Consider the following 20,557-nt stretch of genomic DNA (forward strand, 5'->3'; position numbering starts at 1 on the left):
AATAACAATACATTAGTCTTCTAAATTATACTGTTTTATTTTTCTATATAAAGTTCTTTGGGAAATTCCCAATTCGTCTGCGGCTTTATTCCTCCTTCCTTTATGCTTCTCTAAAGCCTTAATAATCAAATCCTTTTCATTATTCTGAAGGGAAAGTGATTCCGGTCTGTTTTCTTCCACTTCAATATCTTCAATATCCTCGTAGCTGTCATCTGCATTTGAAATAATGGTGGGCGTCTGCACTACCGGATTATTGCTGTTTTCAAAATACAGCAATGAATTCTGGCTGACGGCCTGTTGCTGCGGTTCCGGAGTATAGATTCTGTTGATCAGGTTCTTTTCATGATTACTCAAATCTCCTGCTCCTCTGTTCTTTATCAATTCCGAAGTTAAGGATTTTAAGTCATTAATATCATTCCTCATATCAAAGAGAACTTTATACATAATTTCTCTTTCACTTCCGAAGTCAGGCTGTTTTTGTGCATTGGGCGCATTCACGACCATTGGCAGGTGAGTTTCCATAGGAATGTATTCTGCCAGTTTTTCAACGGTTACATTTCTGTTTCGTTCTACCACAGTCATCTGTTCAACAAGATTTCTTAACTGTCGAACGTTTCCGGGAAAGGCATAATTCTCAACATAATGCACTGCACTTGGTTCCAATTCCAGTTCAGGCATTCTGTATTTTTCTGCAAAATCTATTGAAAATTTTCTGAACAGCAAATGGATATCGCCTTTTCTTTCTCTTAAAGGAGGCATATCAATCTGCACTGTATTTAATCTGTAAAACAAATCCTCACGGAATCTTCCGTCATGAATTGCCTTCATCATATTGACGTTGGTAGCGGCTACAATTCTCACATTTGTCTTTTGAACCTGTGAGGAACCCACTTTCATGAATTCACCACTTTCCAGCACTCTTAAAAGACGCACCTGAGTCTGTAAGGGAAGTTCTCCTACCTCATCCAGGAATATGGTTCCGCCATCTGCTACTTCAAAGTATCCTTTTCTGGTTGCTGTAGCTCCTGTGAAAGCTCCCTTTTCATGTCCAAATAATTCGGAATCGATGGTTCCTTCAGGAATTGCGCCGCAGTTGACCACAATATAAGGCTGATGTTTTCTTCTGGATTCTGAATGGATAATTTTAGGGATGAATTCTTTTCCCACTCCACTTTCTCCAATCACCAGCACAGAAATATCCGTGGGTGCTACCTGGATTGCTTTTTCTAAAGCACGGTTCAATGCAGGAAAATTCCCGATGATTCCGAAGCGGTTTTTTATGTTTTGTAAGTCGTTGCTCATAAGTAAATTTTTGATTATTGATTTAAAAGTAACCTGCATCTTCATTGAATCTTCTGCAGATTGGTTAAAATAATGGAAATGATTGTTTTCCTTTACCTTGCCTTATTCCTTATACGGTAAGGCTGTATCTTAAATCTAAATAATCTTTGTTTCTGATTTTTGAAACTTTACTTTTTAACTCTGTATTTTCCGCAAATCTATATTCTTTGCTTTGTCTTTTAAAATTTTCAAGTACTTTATCATGCTTTCCATTGGGAAAACCTGATGTTTCCAGATAAAAATTGTGACCAGAACTCTGTCTTTTTCCGGAAATACTTCCTGCAAAAGCATCTGTTGCCTTTTGTTTTTGGCCTATTGCTGTGTATTCAACATTTATTTTTTGGATTGCAAAATCCATCGTTCCGTCACACCCTTGGGTATGTAAGAATTTATGATAGATCTCATACAGCTTTTTACAGTCATCGATTTCGATGCTGCCATTATTTACCTGCGCAGAAATATTGTTGTAGATGATTACCAATAGAACACTAAGGCAATACTTCTGAAACTTTTCCATTTTCTATTTTATAGGTATACTATTGATAATAATTCTTTCGCTGCTTAAACTTCTTATTTTCTTTGAAAATCTTATTCGGCAATTCTCCCTAAAAGTGTGCCTTGGGTATTATCATAAACAAAAACGTCCACAATGTCACCTATCTTCTGTCCTTCCAGCATATCGAATACACACACGGCATTCTGGGAATTTCTTCCTTTCCATTGGTTTTCATTTTTTCTGGAAACCCCTTCAATCAAAATCTGATGCACTCTTCCTACATAGGTTTCCATCCTTTTTCTTGAAAGTTCTCTCTGAAGATCAATTACTTCCGCCAGACGTCTTTGTTTTACATCGGCAGAAATATTGTCCTCCATTTTTTTGTGAGCAGGAGTTCCTGGTCTTTCGGAGTACGCAAACATATAACCGTAGTCATATTCTACTTCTCTCATCAGGCTTAATGTATCCTGATGATCTTCTTCTGTTTCATTGCAGAAACCAATAATCATATCCTGAGAAAAAGAGATATCAGGAACAATTTCTTTGGCCTGCTTAATTAATTCTAAATATTCTTCACGGGTATGCTGCCTGTTCATGGCTTCCAGCATTGCATTGCTTCCGCTCTGCACCGGCAGGTGAACGTATTTACATATATTTTCATGTTTAGCCATTGTTCTGAATACATCCAGACTCATATCCTGAGGATTGGAAGTAGAGAATCTGATTCTCATTTCAGGGACTGCTTTGGCTACCTGGTCAAGCAATTGGGAAAAATCAACAGCCGTCGCTTTCTGCATTTCAGAAGCTTTGGCAAAATCTTTTTTAGGACCTCCTCCATACCAAAGATAAGAGTCTACATTTTGTCCTAACAGCGTAATTTCTTTGTACCCGCTTTCCCATAACCCTTTACATTCTTCAAGGATTGAATGCGGATCACGGCTTCTTTCTCTTCCCCTGGTAAAAGGAACTACACAAAACGTGCACATATTATCACATCCTCTGGTAATCGTAACGAATGCTGTAACGCCGTTACCTCCTAAACGAACCGGGTTAATATCTGCATACGTCTCTTCTTTTGAAAGAATAACATTGATGGCATCGCGGCCGTCTTCTGTTTCTTTCAATAGGTTCGGCAGGTCTCTGTATGCATCCGGACCTACGACCAAATCAACCAATTGCTCTTCTTCTAAAAATTTGGTTTTTAATCGCTCAGCCATGCATCCAAGAACACCGACCGTCATATTGGGTCTTTCTTTTTTAAGATTCTTGAACTGGGCAAGACGCATTCTTACGGTTTGCTCCGCTTTTTCACGGATAGAGCATGTATTTAAAAGAATAAGATCGGCTTCTTCAACCTTCAGCGTTGTGTTGTATCCCTGCTCATTAAGAATAGAGGCAACAATCTCGGAATCAGAAAAGTTCATCTGACAGCCGTAACTTTCTAAAAACAGTTTTTTAGAATTATCAGGTCGTTCAGCAATCGCAAAAGCTTCTCCTTGTTTTGTTTCGTCTATATATTTTTCCTGCACTTTTTATAAGAGGTTAAAAATTAGAATTAGATGCTAGACTAATTTTAAAATTGATTAGTCTACAAAGATACAAAATATTGTGACAGAATGGCAGGATTATCTTTCATTGAAATTCATTGAAAATTTCATAGGAAATGCAATTCTCTGCTTAATCGGAATATGAGAATATAAAGCAGGCTTCCAGGTTTTCTTTATCCTTGAGAGCGTTCTCAAAAAATCTACATTAAAATCTCTATTATCTATCACAGGATAAATTCTGGAGTTAATAATCTTTCCTTCTGTACTTATATAAAATTCCAGGTTAATATCTCCATTAATATGATAATCAAAAAACAGCGCCATAAAATTATCATGAAAATCTTCATTGAATTTCTTCATGCCATCCGGATACTGAGCAGGCAAAATAAAAGCATTTGGATTATAGCCCTCTTTATATTGACTGAGAAGATCTTTGGGATAGAATATAAATTCAGTAACAGCCCCAACTTTCCCGCCTTTCACTTCAGCCGGCTTCCAGTGTTTAAGATTTTTAATTACTTCTATAGCCAGATTATATGCACATTTATTTTTTGCAATATATGCAGTGTCATTATCTTTTACCAGCTTAACATTGCTATCTTTCGTTACAATAATTCTGGGTTGATAGATTTCTTCAGCATCACATTCTTTAAACTTATTACTGCTAAGGTATTCGTGTGCTTCCTTATAGAAATTAACTATCCCACCTTCATAAAAATCCTGATTTTTAGGATATTCATCCAGAAACTGAGCCTGCACAAAACAAACCGATGAAGAAAATAAAAGAAATATCACTTTTTTCATGCGTTACATATCTGCTGAGAATGATGAGAAGCTCATTTTAAGTTTCATTTCGGACTTCACGGGCTGTCCGTTACACATAGCCGGAGTCCATGTTTTTTTAATCCTTCTAACCACATACTGCATATCATCAAAGAATACCTTACTGTTTAAAACGTTGGGAGAACCTTCAACATCAATCACTTTTCCCATTGCATCAATCGTTAAGGTGAATGTAAAATCTCCTGTCAGCGTATAAAAGTCAGAATTCAGATACATGTACATATATTTTCTGAGAATCTCCTTGTATGCTGCTGCTCCGCCATCAAAAGCGGCAGGCTTAAAATCATTACAGTTTTTAACCGCAACCTGCAGAAAAGGTTCTTTAATATCTATTTTCAGTAGGTTTTTATTATTTTCTGAAATAAAAGAGTCATCCCTTTCTTCAAGATCTTGTGCAAATGAGAAATGAGCGGCAAAAAGAGCCAGAAATAGTGCTAAAGTTTTCATAGCTATATTATAATTCGTTATCTATTAAAAAAACTTAAACAAAGGTAAATATTTACCTCCTATACAAAGAAAAACTTCATACAAAAAGCATGAAGTTTTTCTTTATTTATCAAAAATATGAATTCTGATGATTTTATGCGTTTAAAGGCTTAGCCTGCACTTTACTTCCTGTTTCTTTTAACATCAGGGAAATAAGAATGGCTAAAACGATTCCCGCAACCCAAAAAAGCACAGAATGCTGAAAATGAATTTCACCTGCGGTCGTTCCGAGACTTTTTCCAAACCATCTGCTGAAAACAGGGCTCAATAAAGTAGTTACACCAAAGGTGATAAAATTAATAGCTCCTGTAGCACTTCCTTTTACATAATCAGGATTTGCTTCTTTAATTACGGAATAAGGGATCATCGCTGCGCCGGAACCGACCCCAAAGATAAACATACTGATTTTTGCCGGATACAGATCCGGAAGATAAATCAACTGTAATAAACTCAGAATCATCAACAAGGCTCCGGCAGCCAGAACAGGTTTTCTCCTTCCTATTTTGTCTGTAATAAATCCTAATAAAGGACATCCGAACACCCAGCCGAAGGCAACCATTGCACTGGTAATCGCCGCATCATGAAAAACAAAACCTTTATCTTTTTCAAAAAAGGAAACGGCCCAGGTCATGGCAAATATCGTGGTAGGAGCAAACAACAGCCCTGAAATAATGCCGCACAACCAGGATTGGGGGTTTTTAAAAACAATTTTATAGGGATCTAAATAGCTTAAAGAGGCAGATTTATTGTCTTTTGAATCCTTTTCTTTTTCTTTCTTTTCACTGGGAATAACAAAGAACAAGCAGCACGCTGTGATAATGGTGATAATTCCGGACCAAAGCCAGAACGTATCAATATTAACTCCCTGTTCTACCCATGGGCCTACAATGAATTGTCCGGCGGTACCACCAAGCATTCCTATGCATTGGGTAACTCCGATCGCTGTTGCCAGAGATTTTGAAGAAAATCCTTTACTTGCAAGATAAACACATCCGGGAAAAGCAAAGGCACAACCAGCACCCTGCAACAGCCTTCCTGCAATTCCGCCTGTCTGAGTAGAAATCAAAAACAACAGACAGCCGATTCCCAGTATTAGCGTCCCGGCAAACAGGGATTTCTTGCCTCCGAATTTATCTAAAGCGATTCCTGCGATCAAGCTGCATGTTGAATAGGTGTAATAATAGGTTCCCACCATACTGATCAGTTTCAGTTCTGTGGTATTGAAATTGGTAACGAGCTCCGGAATCATTACTGCGGGTGCGGAACGAATCACATAATCCAAAAAATAAAAAATAAGCCCGAATGCCCAGGCAATAACATAGAATTTCTTCAGCGAGCTATTCATTACAGTAGTCCTTTAATATGTTTATAGTTGCTTTTTACCGTATCCAATACTTCTTCCATTTTACCTCCTAACATTAGCTGTGCCATGGATTTTGTCATCCCCAGCACCTGATCGAATTCAATTTTCGGAGGAAGCGCCAGCGCATTTGGGTTGGTGAAAATATTTAAAAGGTAAGGACCGTCATATTCAAGACATTGCTTGATGGCATCTGCAACCTCTTCCGGTTTATGAACATTTTTACCGGGATAGCCCATTGCTTGTGCTACCATAGCAAAATCAGGATTGACCATATCGGTTTCAATATCAGGCATCCCTCCAACTTCCATTTCCAATTTTACCATTCCTAAGGTCCTGTTATTGAAAACAATCAGTTTTACAGGCAGTTTATATTGAAAAATCGTTGCCATATCTCCAAGCAGCATGGATAATCCTCCGTCTCCACACATGGCAATAACCTGTTTTCCGGGATGAGCCAATGAGGCACCAATAGCCATTGGCATTGCATTAGCCATAGATCCGTGGTTAAAGGATCCCAGCATTTTCCGCTCGCCTGTTCCTGTGATGAATCTTGCACCCCAAACACAGCACATTCCTGTATCTACGGTAAAAATTGCATCTTTTTCAGCCATCTGATCTAAGGTATGGGCAACATATTCAGGCTGGATAGCATTTTCTTTTCCAAAATCTTTTACATATTCCAACTGGTTTTCTTTTACTTTTTCATAAAATTCCAGCTGTTGATTAAGGAAATGATTATCTGTTTTTTCTTTTAATAAAGGAAGTAATGCTTTAATGGTTTCTTTAACATCTCCTGTAAGGCCTAATTCCAGCTTGGCTCTGCGCCCCAGTCTTTCCGGGCTTTCATCAATCTGGACGATTTTATTTTTTATCGGCATAAATTTCTGATAAGGAAAATCGGTTCCCAAAAGAATCACCAAATCGGCTTCATGCATCGCGTGGTACGCGGACGGAAACCCAAGAAGCCCCGTTAACCCCACTTCATTAGGATTATTAGGCTGAATGGCCATTTTACCTCTGAAAGAATAGCCTACCGGCGCTTTTAAAACCTTTGATAATTCGATGACCTCGGCGCTAGATTTTCCTGCTCCGATTCCACAGTAGAGGGTCACTTTTTCACTTTCGTTGATAAGGGTTGCCAATCGGGACATTTCCTCGTCTGAAGGACGAATAATTGGGTTCGTTTTAAATATCTGTGCAGATGTAGTCGCTTCTTCTGCATCCAGCTCGGAAACATCTCCGGGAAGCCCTATTACAGCTACTCCTTTTTTAGAAATTGCATGCTGAATAGCGGTCTGCATCGTTCTTTGTACCTGCTCCGGTCTTGTAATCATTTGATTATAATAACTGCAGTCGTCGAATAATTTTATAGTATTGGTTTCCTGGAAATAATCCATCCCCATCTCGTCACTGGGAATGGTAGAGGCAATAACCAACATGGGAACATGGGATCGGTGAGCTTCGTAAACGCCATTGATCAGGTGAACATGGCCGGGACCACAGCTTCCTGCACAAACTGCAAAACCGTCAAGCTCCGCTTCGGCTGCTGCTGCATAGGCTCCTACTTCCTCATGCCTCACATGGATCCATTCAATACTGCTTTTCTTCACTGCAATATTCAGGTGATTAAGGCTGTCGCCGGTTACTGCATAAATTCTTTTCACATTTGCGTTCTCGAGCATCTCAACAATTTGCTCTGCTATGTTTTTAGCCATAATTACTATTTTTGTGATTATTTTTTAATGAAAATGGAGAAATAATACGGATTAACGACGATCAATTTTTGCATTTAAAAAATCAATCTTCCTATCAAATTTAGCTAATAATTAAAGATTCTTACCTATTTTTTAGCTTATTTTTTTCATAAATCTATATTAATTAATCATAAAAAAACTCTGCATTTCTGCAGAGTTTTGTATTCTTATTCAAAATTATCTTGAACTATTTCCAGCTTGATAGGTCATTGCTGTTCGCGTAGACTGATCGGGTATATTTCTTGAAAAACTGAGATCTACTGACACCTTTTGCTTTTCATTACTGGCAAAATGTTTTTTCATTCTTAAAACATCTCTTTTCACCTCTCTTTCAAAGGATTTATCAAAAAGTTCCGGGAGCAATTTTATATCAGAAATCTTCCCGCCTTCATCAACATTGAAATTCAATGTAAAATCTCCTGTTACCTGGAACATTCCCCCTGTAACCTGCAGATTATTGATTAAATCAGAATCAAATTTTTCCTGACCTCCTTTATAGGTATCTTCTACCTGAGTTTTATCAGATGTAACTTTTACATACGTCTGTGAAAATGAAAATGCAGAAATAGTTATTGCTAGCGCTAAGCATATTTTTTTCATAACTTTTATTTTTTGGATGTAATAAAGTTACTGGTTTTGTCTGGTATTACAAAACTTCAATCTGATTTCTCAACAAATCTTCAAACTCGTCTCTCTTACGGATCAGATGTGCTTTTCCGTCCAGGAATAATACTTCTGCCGGCTTTAATCTGGAGTTGAAGTTGGAACTCATTTCAAATCCATACGCTCCTGCATTACGGAAAACCAAAATGTCTCCTTCTCTTACTTCGTTTAATTTTCTATCCCATGCAAAGGTATCTGTCTCACAGATATTTCCCACTACAGTATAGATTCTCTCCGCTCCTTTAGGATTAGAAAGGTTTTCAATGACATGGTAAGAATCGTAGAACATAGGACGGATCAAATGATTAAATCCGGAATTCACACCTACGAAAACAGTTGCCGTCGTTTGTTTGATCACATTGGCCTTCACCAAAAGATATCCGCTTCCTCCGACAAGGAATTTTCCGGGTTCGAACCACAATTCAAACTTTTTACCTGTAGATTTAGAAAATTCGGAGATTACTTTCTCTACCTTTTTCCCTAATGTTTTCACATCGGTTTCTTCTTCACTATCCTGATAAGGAATTTTGAAACCACTTCCCATATCCAGGTATTTCAGGTTAGGAAAATGCTCTGACAGTTCCAGCATAATATCCAACGCCTGAAGAAAAACTTCAGGATCTTTGATTTCGCTTCCTGTATGCATGTGAAGGCCTTCAACATTCAGGTTGGTGCTTTTCATCACTCTTTCGATGTGTCGAACCTGGTGAATAGAAATCCCAAACTTACTGTCGATATGCCCTGTTGAAATTTTATAGTTTCCACCCGCAAAAATATGCGGATTGATTCTCACAAGAATGGGATACGTGTTTCCGTATTTATTCCCAAACTGCTCAAGAATAGAGATATTATCAATATTAATATGAACTCCGTGCGTCATGGCCTCTTCAATTTCAGCAAGGTCAACACAATTGGGAGTAAATAATATTTTTTCTTTAGGAAATCCTGCCTTTAGACCAAGTTTTACTTCATTAATCGATACACAATCCAAAGAAGCGCCCAAGTTCTTGACATATTTTAAAATATTAATGTTTGTCAATGCCTTAGCAGCATAAAAGAACCTTGTGTGTTTTAAAAAAGAAGATGTAAGTTTTTCGTATTGAGTTTTGATAGATTCAGCATCATAAACATACACCGGCGTGCCATATTCATTGGCAACTTTTAGCAAATCTTTTGAATTCATAATTAATAAGTAAAACTTCTTTTTTGTTAGTAAGAAAGTACAAATGTAGTGAATCGTGAATTATTTCGGCAATGGTAAGGTCTCAAAATCACCACGAAGCAATGCCAGCTGCAGTTCATTATTCAAATCGGTGGAAGATAAAGGAAGGTCAATTTTAAGCTTAGAAAGCTTGCTTAACGTCTGAATCTGGGTAAACAGCTCATAAAATCCATAGGAAATTACTCTGCCATTTTCAATGATTAAAAATAGTTTTTCTCCTAATTTTCTTCCTGTTCCCAGCCAGAGTTCATTTCTTTTTTTGAAATCTATTTTCTTTTTGAAAGCAGCAATGTCATTATATTCTTCCAGAGCAGTGATAAACTGAACCGCTTTAGCTCCTTGTGTAAAGGATCTGAACTTCAACAGAGGGCGTTCAGCTTTATTCAGTTTGTTCTTTTCAACAACATATTTGTTATTTCTATGATAAAGACCAAAAGCAAATACTTCTCTTTTCTTTATGTTTTTAGAATTGAGGATGAGTTTGGAAATAATTTCCGTTCCGGTAAGTTCAAAATTAATCTGTTCAACATCTCTTTGAATGTCTTCCCATTTTTTAGATTTGGAATTGAACATTTTCTTCGCGAATCTGTTGATGTCCGGAACACAATCTGAGAAAATAATCTTTCCGTCATTATTCTGGAAATAAATAAAGCCTTTTTCGTTAGGGAGATCCTGTGTCAGGGTTTTTATTTTATTGATGTATGTTTTTGCATTCGTCTCATCGTGCTGTTTCTGGATGATTTCATTCTCAGTATCCTTCGAAACCAAAAGCCTGAAAAGTTCCAGCGTAGCTCTGGCGTCTCCTTCAGCCCTGTGAGCATTAGTCAAGGGAATTCCCAAAGACCTCACCAATTTTCCTAAGGAATAGCTTACCTCATCGGGAATCAGTTTTTTAGCTAATGGAATGGTATCTAAAGTATTGATTTTAAAGTCATACCCAAGTCTGCTGAAAGACTGACGCAGCATTCTGTAGTCGAAATCAATATTATGACCTACCAGTGTTGTGTTTTCAGTAATTTCAATTACTCTTTTGGCCAGTTCATGAAATTTCGGAGCAGTTTTCACCATATTCGGAGTGATATTGGTTAATTTCTGCACAAAAGGGGTAATATCGCTCTCGGGATTCACGAGAGAGATGAACTGGTCAACGATTTTCTGGCCATCATATTTATAAATGGCAATATCTATAATGCATTCGTTTCTGTAACCTGCACCATTACTTTCTATATCTATAATTGAATACATCTACAACTTGCTGTTATACAACTATTTTTCTGTTAATATTACGATAATCCCGTTTTACTTTAGTGAAGCATCAGGCAGTACAATCAGTACATAACCTATGCCATACGTCAGGATGCCTGTTACTGATGTATGATATCCGCTTTTACAACATTATATAAAATCGTCCAATACCAGTAGGGCAATGTTGCTAAAATAACAAAAATTATATCAAAAAAGATAAAATGGCTGTTCAAACTATCAGTAATGAAGTTCGAACAGCCATTATAAAGAAATAAAAATCAGTTACTTTTTAATAAACTTACTTTGGTAAGAAGAGGTACCAGTGGTGATTTTTATAATATAATTCCCTGAATTTAATTCTTTTACATCAATTTTACTTTCCGGATTGATAAGGGTTTTCACCTGTCTTCCGGATGCATCATAGATATTGATGCTCTTTATATTTTCTTTCGTTTTTATGTTTAACACATCTGCTGCAGGATTGGGATATATTCCCAGGTTCTCCTTGGTGATTTCCTGTGTTCCTAAAACCTGTGTAATAACCGTCTGATATTCATTAGTAAGAATTGGGCTATTGTAATCAAAATAAATATCTGCTTTATTTTTAATCACTTCCCCCACCGCGACTGTTGGTTTTGTTTTTATCTTGAAAAGGAAATATCCACTTCTGTTCAGATACGGAGGATAAGAAAGTTGAATACCGTCAAAGTTAACCTCCAGTTTATTTCCATCGGTCACTGAAACACGATATGGATGTGATGCGCTGATAGGCTGCAATGATGAAACATCAAGCTTAGAAGCATCCAAAACATCTTTTAACACTACATTGATCGCATTGGCCGTACCTGTATTTTCAAATCGTATCAGATAATGTAAGTAGCCTCCTACCATAGAAGGGCTGATCGTACTTCCTTCCAAACAAGCTTTGTCATTAGGGTCAAATGAATTCACCACCGTATCGTTGAATGAGAAAACATTATCCGCCGGAGTGCTGTCCCCCGATACCGGATTTACCGTTGCTGTATAGGAAAGTACCTGACCTGCATTCACAGGGTATGTAGGATGAGTAGGTGTATTGACAGTAAGCCCTACTATAATTTCTTTTTGCTGAAAAGGAGCCAAATTGGTAAAATTCCAGGTCATTACTCCATTTGTATTGGAGTTCGGTGCTACCGTATAATTGGGATACATCACAAAATTTTGCGGATATTCGAATTTTGCAGACCCTGAAAGTGTTGTTGTTCCTTTGTTGAAATACACAATTTTATATTTTGTTTCAAATCCCGGTCTTGACTGGCTCATCGGAATAATCTTGATTTCAAGATCATTATGAATCCCATTGGGCGTTACACAGAAATTCTGGGTAACCATATTATTCCCTGAAGTGAAGTTGATATTTGCAGAAGAAGGGCTTACATTAAAATAAGCGGGAATTTCCGGCATTGGCGTAATGGTTGCCGTGTTCAGCTGATTAAGTACTATACTATAATTCCCCAAATCATCTGTATAAGCAACAGCGGAATTACTTCCATTCTGAGCGGTCACTTTTAATGATTTGTATTTTGGATCTGTTGCGGAACAAGAGTTATTATCCGCATCGAGTGTAGCATTTCCTCCCACAAAATTGTAGCTGGGAACATTATCTACATCCAATTTCCATAACCCATTGATCTTATTTCCATAAAAAGAACTTGCTGCAAAAAGATAGTGCTTATCATTATACATAAATGGATAAAATGTATTTTCTGTTCTGGCTTCTGAGCTGATAAACCTTGAATTATCATAGTATCCGTTGGAGAATTCATTCATCAAGATATTATTTTTACTTCCTGATACCCAAAACCACTTGTTTTGGTGGGTGTCATAAAACCAGAGATCATTCAAAAATCTACTGTAATAGTCTGCACTTGGAGTTTCGGAATATCCCTGACCGCAATAAATCCAAAGTCTGTCATATTTATCCATCCAATAGGCAAGTGAAGCCCTTCCTCCCGGTCTGGTGGTATTGGTTGAAATATTCTGGGTTCCATAATTTCCTAATGCATTCTCAGGACCTCCCTGAAGTTGCTGCCATACTTTTGTTGCGTAATTGAATTTCCAGACATTATTGTTTTTCTTTGAAACCTGCGATGAATCATCTGTTCCATAAGTTCCTCCAAAAATCCAGACGTTATTCCCAGAATCTTTAGCATAAGACATTGAGGTAAGTTTTGTTGGAAGACCATTTTTTCTTGTCCAGATATTGGTATTAAAATCATATTCCCAGAAATCACTGTAAGAAGTATCTGAATCTCCACCACCTAATGTGTACAGTTTATTATCGTTTACCCAGTTAGCCGCTTCGTAGGTTGCCATCGGAAAATTACTTGCGTTAGGCTGATTAATCGTTCCTGGACTGTAAGATGATTTTTTAAGGCACGTGTAATTTTTTGTGGTTATATCAAACTTCCAAAGTGAGCTTGGCGTATTCGATCCGGCTTCTGCTCCAAGCATATAAAGATTCCCGTCCTTCAGCCATATGTTTTTCGTACGATAAGGGGCATTGGTTGGCGCTTCTACTCCTATCGTTCCATAATTACTGGTTTGGCCGGGTTTAATACACTGCCATGTATTATCAACCATATCAAAGGCCCAGATTTCATTTAATTTTGACTGTCTGAAGGCATACACCGTTTTTACCCCATCAAAAAAGTAGTTCTTTACAATCGGAATATTATAAACTGACGGATTGACCGCATCTTCAATATATTCTAAGTTATTGCTGGAAGCTGTTCTTCCGCCGATCCACGTGAAATTATTACTGGCAATATCATATTTCCAGACGTCGGTGTATCTTAAAGGATTTCCACTCAGATATCCTTCTCCGTTGGCAAAAAACAATTCATTATTTTGCTTCCAGAAAATAGATCTGTTTCGGCTCGAAGGCATATTTTTGTCCGAGGTTACATTTTTATTTCCGTAATATCCGGGATTAAAAGGGACACTGTTCGTACTGTTGACATTCAACGTATAGGAAAGAGGATTTTTTCCTCTCATCCAGGTCCAGTTGTTGGTGGTCGGATTGTACTTCCAAAGCGTATTCACCCATGCTCTGTAATCTACATTTCCGGACAGATAATATTCAGAATCTTTAACTTCTCCTCCGAACATCCAGAAATTCCCGGCATTGTCTTTCCAATAAGACGGATTTAAAACAGCAGGTGGAAAATTGGTATTATTTTCTACTCCTATTGTTCCATAATTATAAAAAGTTGAAGCAGTTGCTGTTTTCTTCACATGGCTCCAATTGTTTGTAAGCATATTGTACCGCCACATAATCGGCTGCCCGTCTCCCGGAAGGAGATAGATATAATTATTATCCTGCCAATAAGCACCTTTGTACATATATTTTTCTCCCGGAGAATTGGCTGCACTTTCAACGTTCTCAGTTCCTAAAACATTCGCAGCATACTGATAATCAGAATCATTAGAACCTTTCATCCACGTCCATTGGTTGGTAGCGGTATTATATTTCCAAACCTGATTTGAACTGTTATTCAATGTGATCACCGATGATCCTCCAAAAAACCAAAGGTTATTCTGGCTATCCACCCAGGAATAGGAATCTTTATAGGTTTTGGGAAGAGCGGTAGCACTGGCAACTCCCTGTTGGGCAGGAAGGCTGCTTGTGTCAGCCTGTGTTCCGCTTATCCAGATCCACATATTGGCAGAACGGTCATATTTCCACATATCGGTTTGCTTGGGAAAATAGGCATTTCCGTACATCCAAAGGTCGCCGTTATTATCTACCCAGGTTACTGCACCTACTCTGTCACCGGGAAAATTGGTGGCACTAGCCACTCCCTGCACGCCATAATTGGCAGTACTGGTGTCGTTAAGCTTTTTCCACTGTTTGATAGCCGTATCAAACATCCAGAAGTTTACATTTCCAGATCTGTTTTCGTAAAGGTAAATAAACTCATCGTTTACATTCCATCTCGCACAATCACTCTGATACGAGTATGAGGTATCAAAAGGATAAAAATCCGGTAAATTTTTAGGTGAAAACTGATTCAGTACTTCACTGTATCCTAGGCCGCCGCCACCATAAGAATTGATGTATCCCTGGTAGCCTTCTCCTCCGGCAAGTTTTGACCATGTCTGCCCATTTGAGAATAGGAAAAACACAGTTAAAAACGTCAATAGACATTTTTTCATGGTTATTAGTTTTAGTTTTTTTAGTTTTTATCTTTTTCTGCCTCCCAGCCCAAACATTCCGAGCAGAGCTTTTGCTCCTTCACGCATGAGTGTACTGGTAAAGGTTCTTCCTGCCTTACTCTGTAACACCTGTTCAAACATACCAGGTTCCTCTTTTACAGGTTTTGATTTCTGGGCAGGTGCATTTTGTACAGCCTGTTCCATTCTGTTTGTCAGCATTTCATACGCTGATTCACGATCTACAGCCTCCTCATATTTAGCAACTAACGCTGACTGGCCGGTGAGCTGAGAAATTTCGGCAGCACTCAGAACATCCATTCTTGATTCCGGAGAAATTAAATAGGTCTGAACCAGAGGTGTCGGAATTCCTTTTTCATCCAAAGCGGTGATAAACGCTTCTCCGATTCCTAAGTTTTGAATTAAGTTGGAAGCATCGTAATACTCCGTTGTCGGATAGTTCTCAACCGCTTTTGAAATTTCTTTTTTATCTTTTGCTGTAAATCCTCTCAGCGCATGCTGAATTTTTAATCCTAATTGAGAAAGTATATTTTCAGGAACATCTCCCGGGATCTGTGTTATAAAATAAATACCTACTCCTTTAGAACGGATCAGTTTTACCATAGTCTCGATCTGCGAAAGCAAAGTTCTTGAAGATTCATCAAAGATCAAATGCGCTTCGTCAATAAATAAAACCAGTTTAGGTCGCCCGCTATCACCTTCTTCAGGGAAAGTCATATAAATTTCAGCGAAAAGAGACAGCATAAAGGTTGAAAACAACTGTGGTTTGTTCTGAATATCAGCAACTCTTAAAATATTTACCACTCCTTTTCCGTCTTTTGTGCGCAGCAGATCCTGCACATCAAAACTTAACTCTCCGAAAAATCCAGCCGCTCCCTGCTGCTCTAATGCAACAATGGATCTTAAAATAGCCCCTAAAGAAGCTCCTGTAATTGATCCGTAATTGGCCGCAAGCTCAGCTTTTCCTTGTGGGTTATCCGTTACATACTGCAAAACTTTCTTTAAATCATTAAGATCGATCAAAGGCAGTCCTTTATCATCACAATATTTAAAAACAATAGACATAATACTTTGCTGCGTATCATTCAGTTCTAAAATTTTACTTAACAATACAGGACCGAATTCTGTAACGGTTGCTCTAAGTTTTACTCCTTCTCCACCGGAGATACTCATTAACTCTACAGGAAAAGCCTGTGGGTTATATGGAAGCTGTGTTTTTGCATATCTTTCTTCAATTATGGCATTCATTTGTCCCGCTTCTGCAATCCCAGAAAAATCTCCTTTAATATCCAATACTAATGATGGAATGCCTGCATGGGAAAGCTGCTCTGCAAAAACCTGCAGCGTTTTTGTTTTACCGGTTCCGGTAGCTCCGGCAATAAGACCGTGGCGGTTAATGGTTTTTAAAGGAATCGTTACATTCACTTCTGAAACGACTTCGCCGTCCAGCATTCCCTTTCCTAGTATAATATAATCCCCTTTTGAGGTGTATTTTGAATTTAATTCTTCAATAAATTGTGTTTTATCTGCCATCTGAAATTTTTTATTTTAACTCATAAAGATAAAATTTTTTATAAAACATTTAACCATTCAAAAAATATTCATGATTAAGTTCAGTTTTAAATGTCTATTAATTTGCTTAATTTGGTATAAGAAATGTAATGCCCTAAAAGATATTATGTAAATTAGAATAAATAAAACCTTATAGATTTATTCTATTGATATCGATTTTTTATTTTATCGTGTTTTAAAAAATAAAATACGATTTTTGTAGACTAAATAATAACAACAAAATTGTTAAAAAAATAAGATGAAAGTTGAACAAATATATACAGGCTGCCTGGCACAAGGGGCATATTATATAGTATCAGAAAATGAAGCTGTAATTATAGATCCATTAAGAGAGGTTAAACCTTATTTGGATCGCCTGGAAAAAGGTAATGTAACTTTAAAATATATTTTTGAGACTCATTTCCATGCAGATTTTGTTTCAGGACATTTGGATTTAAGCAAAAAAACCGGAGCCCCGATTGTTTACGGCCCGACTGCCAATCCTGATTTTGAAGCAATTATCGCAGAAGATAATCAGATTTTTGAAATCGGAAAAGTAAAAATAAAGGTGCTGCACACTCCCGGCCACACCATGGAAAGCACCACCTATCTCTTAATTGATGAAAATGGTGTTGAAACAGCAATATTTACAGGTGATACTTTATTTTTAGGTGATGTAGGAAGACCTGATCTTGCCCAGAAAGCAACTAACCTTACCCAGGAAGATCTTGCAGGAATTTTATACGAAAGCCTTCACAGCAAAATTATGCCTCTGGATGACAGTATTACCGTTTATCCAGCTCATGGGGCAGGTTCTGCGTGCGGTAAAAATATGCAGAAGGAAACGGTTGACATTCTGGGAAATCAAAAAAGAACCAATTATGCATTAAATCAGCCGGATAAAGAGTCTTTCATCAGAGAAGTGTTAGACGGATTAACGGCTCCTCCGAAATATTTTGGAATGAATGTAGCCCTAAACAAAGGCGGCTACGAAAGCCTTGACAGTGTAATGGACAAAGGATTAAATCCGGTTTCTGTGGATGACTTTGAAAGCTTTGCAGAAGAAACGGGAGCCTTGATTTTAGATACAAGAGGCCCTGCTGATTTCCAAAAAGGATTTATCCCCAACTCGATCAATATAGGACTGAAAGGTGATTTTGCCCCTTGGGTAGGTACTTTAATCGTAGATGTAAAGCATCCATTATTGCTGGTTTCCGACGAGGGAACAGAAGAAGAAGTGATTACAAGACTAAGCAGAGTTGGCTTCGATAATGTGTTAGGATATCTGAAAGGAGGTTTTGATGCATGGAAAAATACCGATAAGGAAATCGATGAAGTGAAAAGAATTTCACCTGCTGAATTTTCAGAGCAGTTTAATGAAAACTCTAAAGTTATTGATGTAAGAAAACTGGGTGAGTACTCTGCGGAACATATTGATAATGCCTACAATAAGCCTCTAGACACGATCAGTGAATGGGTACAGTCTATTGATGATTCTGAACATTTCTTTCTACACTGTGCCGGCGGATACAGAAGCATGATTGCCGCAAGCATCCTTAACTCACACGGAATCAGAAACTTTACTGAAATAGAAGGTGGATACAACGGAATTAAAAAAACTGAAAAATTTCCAACCTCAGATTTTGTCTGCCAATCCAAAACATTGTAACATAATGATGAAAAGTATAATTTTTGGATTCCTTTTAGTTTCAGCATTTATCATAAGTTCTTGCAAAACCGCAACTGCAGAATACCCAAAAGCCAATATCCATGAAGTGGTGAACAGTTCTGATGTCACTTTAGTAGATGTAAGAATTTCCGAACAGTATTCAGAAGGAACGGCAAAAAATGCAGTTAATATTCCTTTAGCAGACCTTCAAAATAATATGGAAGCTCTTAAAGGCAAAAAAGTAGTGGTATTTTGCAATAAAGGAATTCAGGCTGACCAGGCCATGGAAATATTAAAGAAAAATGGTATAGAGGCTTACGATGGAACCACCTGGAAAAATGTGAAAGCAATTCAGGATGATAAGCCGAAGGCTCAATAATACAACTTTAAATTAAAGCTTACTTTTTAAAACTAAATACCAAAAAATATGTCACAAAAATTTCAAGAGATCATTAATTCAGAAAGGCCTGTATTAATCGACTTTTTTGCCACCTGGTGCCAGCCCTGTAAAGTACAGTCTTCTGTGCTAAACACGGTAAAAGAAAATGTTGGGGAAGGAGCAAGAATCATAAAAATAGATGTGGATCAGTATCCCGCCATTGCTGCAGAATATGGAGTACGAGGCGTTCCTACATTAGCTGTCTTCAAAAACGGAGAACTTCTTTGGAAGGAAAGCGGAGTCCATGATGTGAATACATTAACACAACTTTTAAAACAATACCAATAAACTGTGATATCCTCACAGTTTTTTTATTTATATTCCGCAGACATTCATTTTCACAGTGAAATCTGCGGAAACTTTATACAATGATTTCAAACTGATTAATCCTGCATGGAAAACTGATCACGGTCATTCAAAAACTGAAAATGTTTTCTGAAATCCTTTAATTCATCCATATCTAAGACCGCTGAAACAATATTCCCGCTTTTCTTTGCAACCTCTGTTCCATCAGCAAAAAAGCAATGCGAACTTTCCTGATACAAGAGGTTATTGCCATCCGTTCCGATTCTGTTAAGCCCAAACACATAAGACAGATTTTCAATCGCTCTGGCTTTTAAAAGATGTTCCCATGCTCCTACTCTCTTTTCTGGCCAATTCGCAACATACAATATCGCATCATAATCATCATTATTTCTTGCAAAAACGGGGAACCGAAGATCATAGCAGACCTGCAATAAAAAACGAATTCCTTTATAATTTATAATCACCCTGTCACGGCCGGGAGTATAGACTTTGTCTTCCCCTGAAAATGAAAACAAATGCCGTTTATCATAGAAAGAAACAGTGGAATCTGGCTGAACAAAAAATATTCTGTTGTAATACTTTCCGGCATGTTCTACCGGAGCACTTCCGCAAAATGCCGCATTTTTCTCTTTTGAAATCTTTTTTAAAAATTCTAAAGACTCTTCATTTCTGTCTGAAACTTCAGAAGCATCCATGCAAAATCCTGTGGAGAACATTTCCGGCAGGAGGAAAATATCTGCTTCTTCATGAGCAAGCTGCTCTTCAATTAACTGAAAGTTTCCTTTTTTATTTTTCCAGATGATATCTAAATTTAATCCTGTAATCTTCATAAATCTTGTTCAATAACTTCTATAAAATTACAGTTTTTAATTGATTTCGGTTTCATTTTTGATGATGATAATTTTTATGATGTACCATCAAAAATTTAAAATTTATGAAGAAATTGGTTTTTATGTTAATGGTTATTTTTTGGGGAGCCACCGCAAATGCCCAAGCCTGGACAGGAAAAGGAGATCAAAAGGTCCAGCTGGGACTTAATGCATGGGGATACGGAACCGGAGTTACCGGAACCTATGATTATGGTTTAAACAAACTTTTATCAGTCGGTGCAGGAGTGAACGCTTATTTCGGCGGATATAAAAACAATGACAAAGACAATCGGGTTTTCGTTTTTGGAAGACTTAACTTTCACCTGAAGGAAGCATTAGACCTTCCTGAAAAGTGGGACATCTACCCTGGGGTTGATCTGGGTGTTCTCGGAAGGGATTTCGGAATCGGTGCTCATATTGGAGCGCGTTACTTCTTCACAGAGAAAGTGGGTGTTTTTGCAGAAGTAGGAAACAATGGCAGTCTCGGAGTTTCAATCAATTTGTAGAAAAACAGCCTAATATATGACAAAGCTTCTCATTTCGAGGAG

General features: G+C 37.6%; 17 protein-coding genes. 4 read left to right on the plus strand and 13 right to left on the minus strand.

The features are described 5' to 3' along the window. Nucleotides 1-12: 12 nt before the first annotated feature. The 12 genes from SB679_RS06455 to SB679_RS06510 all read right to left on the minus strand — a co-directional run bounded on the left by SB679_RS06455 (nucleotide 13) and on the right by SB679_RS06510 (nucleotide 16,708). Nucleotides 13-1,302 (minus strand): sigma-54 interaction domain-containing protein, encoded by a 1,290-nt coding sequence (locus tag SB679_RS06455; protein ID WP_410701467.1) that lies wholly within the window; start codon nucleotides 1,300-1,302, stop codon nucleotides 13-15. Nucleotides 1,303-1,411: 109 nt separating this feature from the next. Beyond that, a complete protein-coding gene (locus tag SB679_RS06460; RefSeq protein WP_410701468.1) occupies nucleotides 1,412-1,858 on the minus strand; it encodes a hypothetical protein in 447 nt (148 codons plus the stop codon). 71 nt (nucleotides 1,859-1,929) lie between these two features. Next, nucleotides 1,930-3,366 carry a tRNA (N6-isopentenyl adenosine(37)-C2)-methylthiotransferase MiaB gene (gene miaB, locus SB679_RS06465; RefSeq protein WP_410701469.1) on the minus strand — a complete coding sequence of 479 codons (1,437 nt, stop codon included), beginning with the start codon at nucleotides 3,364-3,366 and terminating at the stop codon, nucleotides 1,930-1,932. A gap of 96 nt (nucleotides 3,367-3,462) precedes the next feature. After that, entirely contained in the window at nucleotides 3,463-4,188 is a 726-nt protein-coding gene (locus SB679_RS06470) for a hypothetical protein (RefSeq protein ID WP_410701470.1), read from the minus strand. A gap of 3 nt (nucleotides 4,189-4,191) precedes the next feature. Continuing rightward, nucleotides 4,192-4,674 carry a hypothetical protein gene (locus tag SB679_RS06475; RefSeq protein ID WP_410701471.1) on the minus strand — a complete coding sequence of 161 codons (483 nt, stop codon included), beginning with the start codon at nucleotides 4,672-4,674 and terminating at the stop codon, nucleotides 4,192-4,194. 133 nt (nucleotides 4,675-4,807) lie between these two features. After that, complete coding sequence (locus tag SB679_RS06480; protein WP_410701472.1) at nucleotides 4,808-6,058, minus strand: MFS transporter; 1,251 nt, start codon at nucleotides 6,056-6,058, stop codon at nucleotides 4,808-4,810. Next, complete coding sequence (locus tag SB679_RS06485; protein ID WP_410701473.1) at nucleotides 6,058-7,791, minus strand: thiamine pyrophosphate-dependent enzyme; 1,734 nt, start codon at nucleotides 7,789-7,791, stop codon at nucleotides 6,058-6,060. The genes SB679_RS06480 and SB679_RS06485 overlap by 1 nt, the downstream gene beginning before the upstream one ends. A gap of 216 nt (nucleotides 7,792-8,007) precedes the next feature. Further along, nucleotides 8,008-8,430: a hypothetical protein gene (locus SB679_RS06490; protein WP_410701474.1), complete on the minus strand. Its 423-nt coding sequence runs from the start codon at nucleotides 8,428-8,430 to the stop codon at nucleotides 8,008-8,010. Between the two features lie 46 nt (nucleotides 8,431-8,476). After that, nucleotides 8,477-9,676 carry a diaminopimelate decarboxylase gene (lysA, locus tag SB679_RS06495; RefSeq protein ID WP_410701475.1) on the minus strand — a complete coding sequence of 400 codons (1,200 nt, stop codon included), beginning with the start codon at nucleotides 9,674-9,676 and terminating at the stop codon, nucleotides 8,477-8,479. A 60-nt stretch (nucleotides 9,677-9,736) separates the two neighbouring features. Further along, nucleotides 9,737-10,960 carry a PolC-type DNA polymerase III gene (locus tag SB679_RS06500; RefSeq protein ID WP_410701476.1) on the minus strand — a complete coding sequence of 408 codons (1,224 nt, stop codon included), beginning with the start codon at nucleotides 10,958-10,960 and terminating at the stop codon, nucleotides 9,737-9,739. A gap of 282 nt (nucleotides 10,961-11,242) precedes the next feature. After that, nucleotides 11,243-15,157: a T9SS type A sorting domain-containing protein gene (locus SB679_RS06505; protein ID WP_410701477.1), complete on the minus strand. Its 3,915-nt coding sequence runs from the start codon at nucleotides 15,155-15,157 to the stop codon at nucleotides 11,243-11,245. A gap of 27 nt (nucleotides 15,158-15,184) precedes the next feature. Next, the gene (locus tag SB679_RS06510) at nucleotides 15,185-16,708 is read right to left on the minus strand and encodes a helicase HerA-like domain-containing protein (protein WP_410701478.1); all 1,524 of its coding nucleotides are present in this window, start codon (nucleotides 16,706-16,708) and stop codon (nucleotides 15,185-15,187) included. A gap of 277 nt (nucleotides 16,709-16,985) precedes the next feature. Between SB679_RS06510 and SB679_RS06515 the strand changes: the two genes are divergently transcribed. Genes SB679_RS06515 through SB679_RS06525 form a run of 3 tightly spaced genes read left to right on the plus strand, consistent with a single transcriptional unit; the run spans nucleotide 16,986 to nucleotide 19,122 of the window. Then, complete coding sequence (locus SB679_RS06515; RefSeq protein ID WP_317740271.1) at nucleotides 16,986-18,395, plus strand: MBL fold metallo-hydrolase; 1,410 nt, start codon at nucleotides 16,986-16,988, stop codon at nucleotides 18,393-18,395. Nucleotides 18,396-18,399: 4 nt separating this feature from the next. Next, complete coding sequence (locus SB679_RS06520; protein WP_410701479.1) at nucleotides 18,400-18,774, plus strand: rhodanese-like domain-containing protein; 375 nt, start codon at nucleotides 18,400-18,402, stop codon at nucleotides 18,772-18,774. Between the two features lie 48 nt (nucleotides 18,775-18,822). Beyond that, nucleotides 18,823-19,122 (plus strand): thioredoxin family protein, encoded by a 300-nt coding sequence (locus SB679_RS06525; protein WP_410701480.1) that lies wholly within the window; start codon nucleotides 18,823-18,825, stop codon nucleotides 19,120-19,122. Nucleotides 19,123-19,217: 95 nt separating this feature from the next. Here SB679_RS06525 and SB679_RS06530 read toward each other — a convergent pair whose 3' ends face one another. Further along, the gene (locus tag SB679_RS06530) at nucleotides 19,218-19,970 is read right to left on the minus strand and encodes a nitrilase-related carbon-nitrogen hydrolase (RefSeq protein ID WP_410701481.1); all 753 of its coding nucleotides are present in this window, start codon (nucleotides 19,968-19,970) and stop codon (nucleotides 19,218-19,220) included. A gap of 104 nt (nucleotides 19,971-20,074) precedes the next feature. Between SB679_RS06530 and SB679_RS06535 the strand changes: the two genes are divergently transcribed. Next, nucleotides 20,075-20,515 carry a DUF6646 family protein gene (locus SB679_RS06535; protein WP_410701482.1) on the plus strand — a complete coding sequence of 147 codons (441 nt, stop codon included), beginning with the start codon at nucleotides 20,075-20,077 and terminating at the stop codon, nucleotides 20,513-20,515. The last annotated feature ends 42 nt before the right edge of the window (nucleotides 20,516-20,557 follow it).

Origin of the sequence: Chryseobacterium sp. SIMBA_029, from assembly GCF_046535275.1 — a bacterium.
Lineage (GTDB): Bacteria > Bacteroidota > Bacteroidia > Flavobacteriales > Weeksellaceae > Chryseobacterium.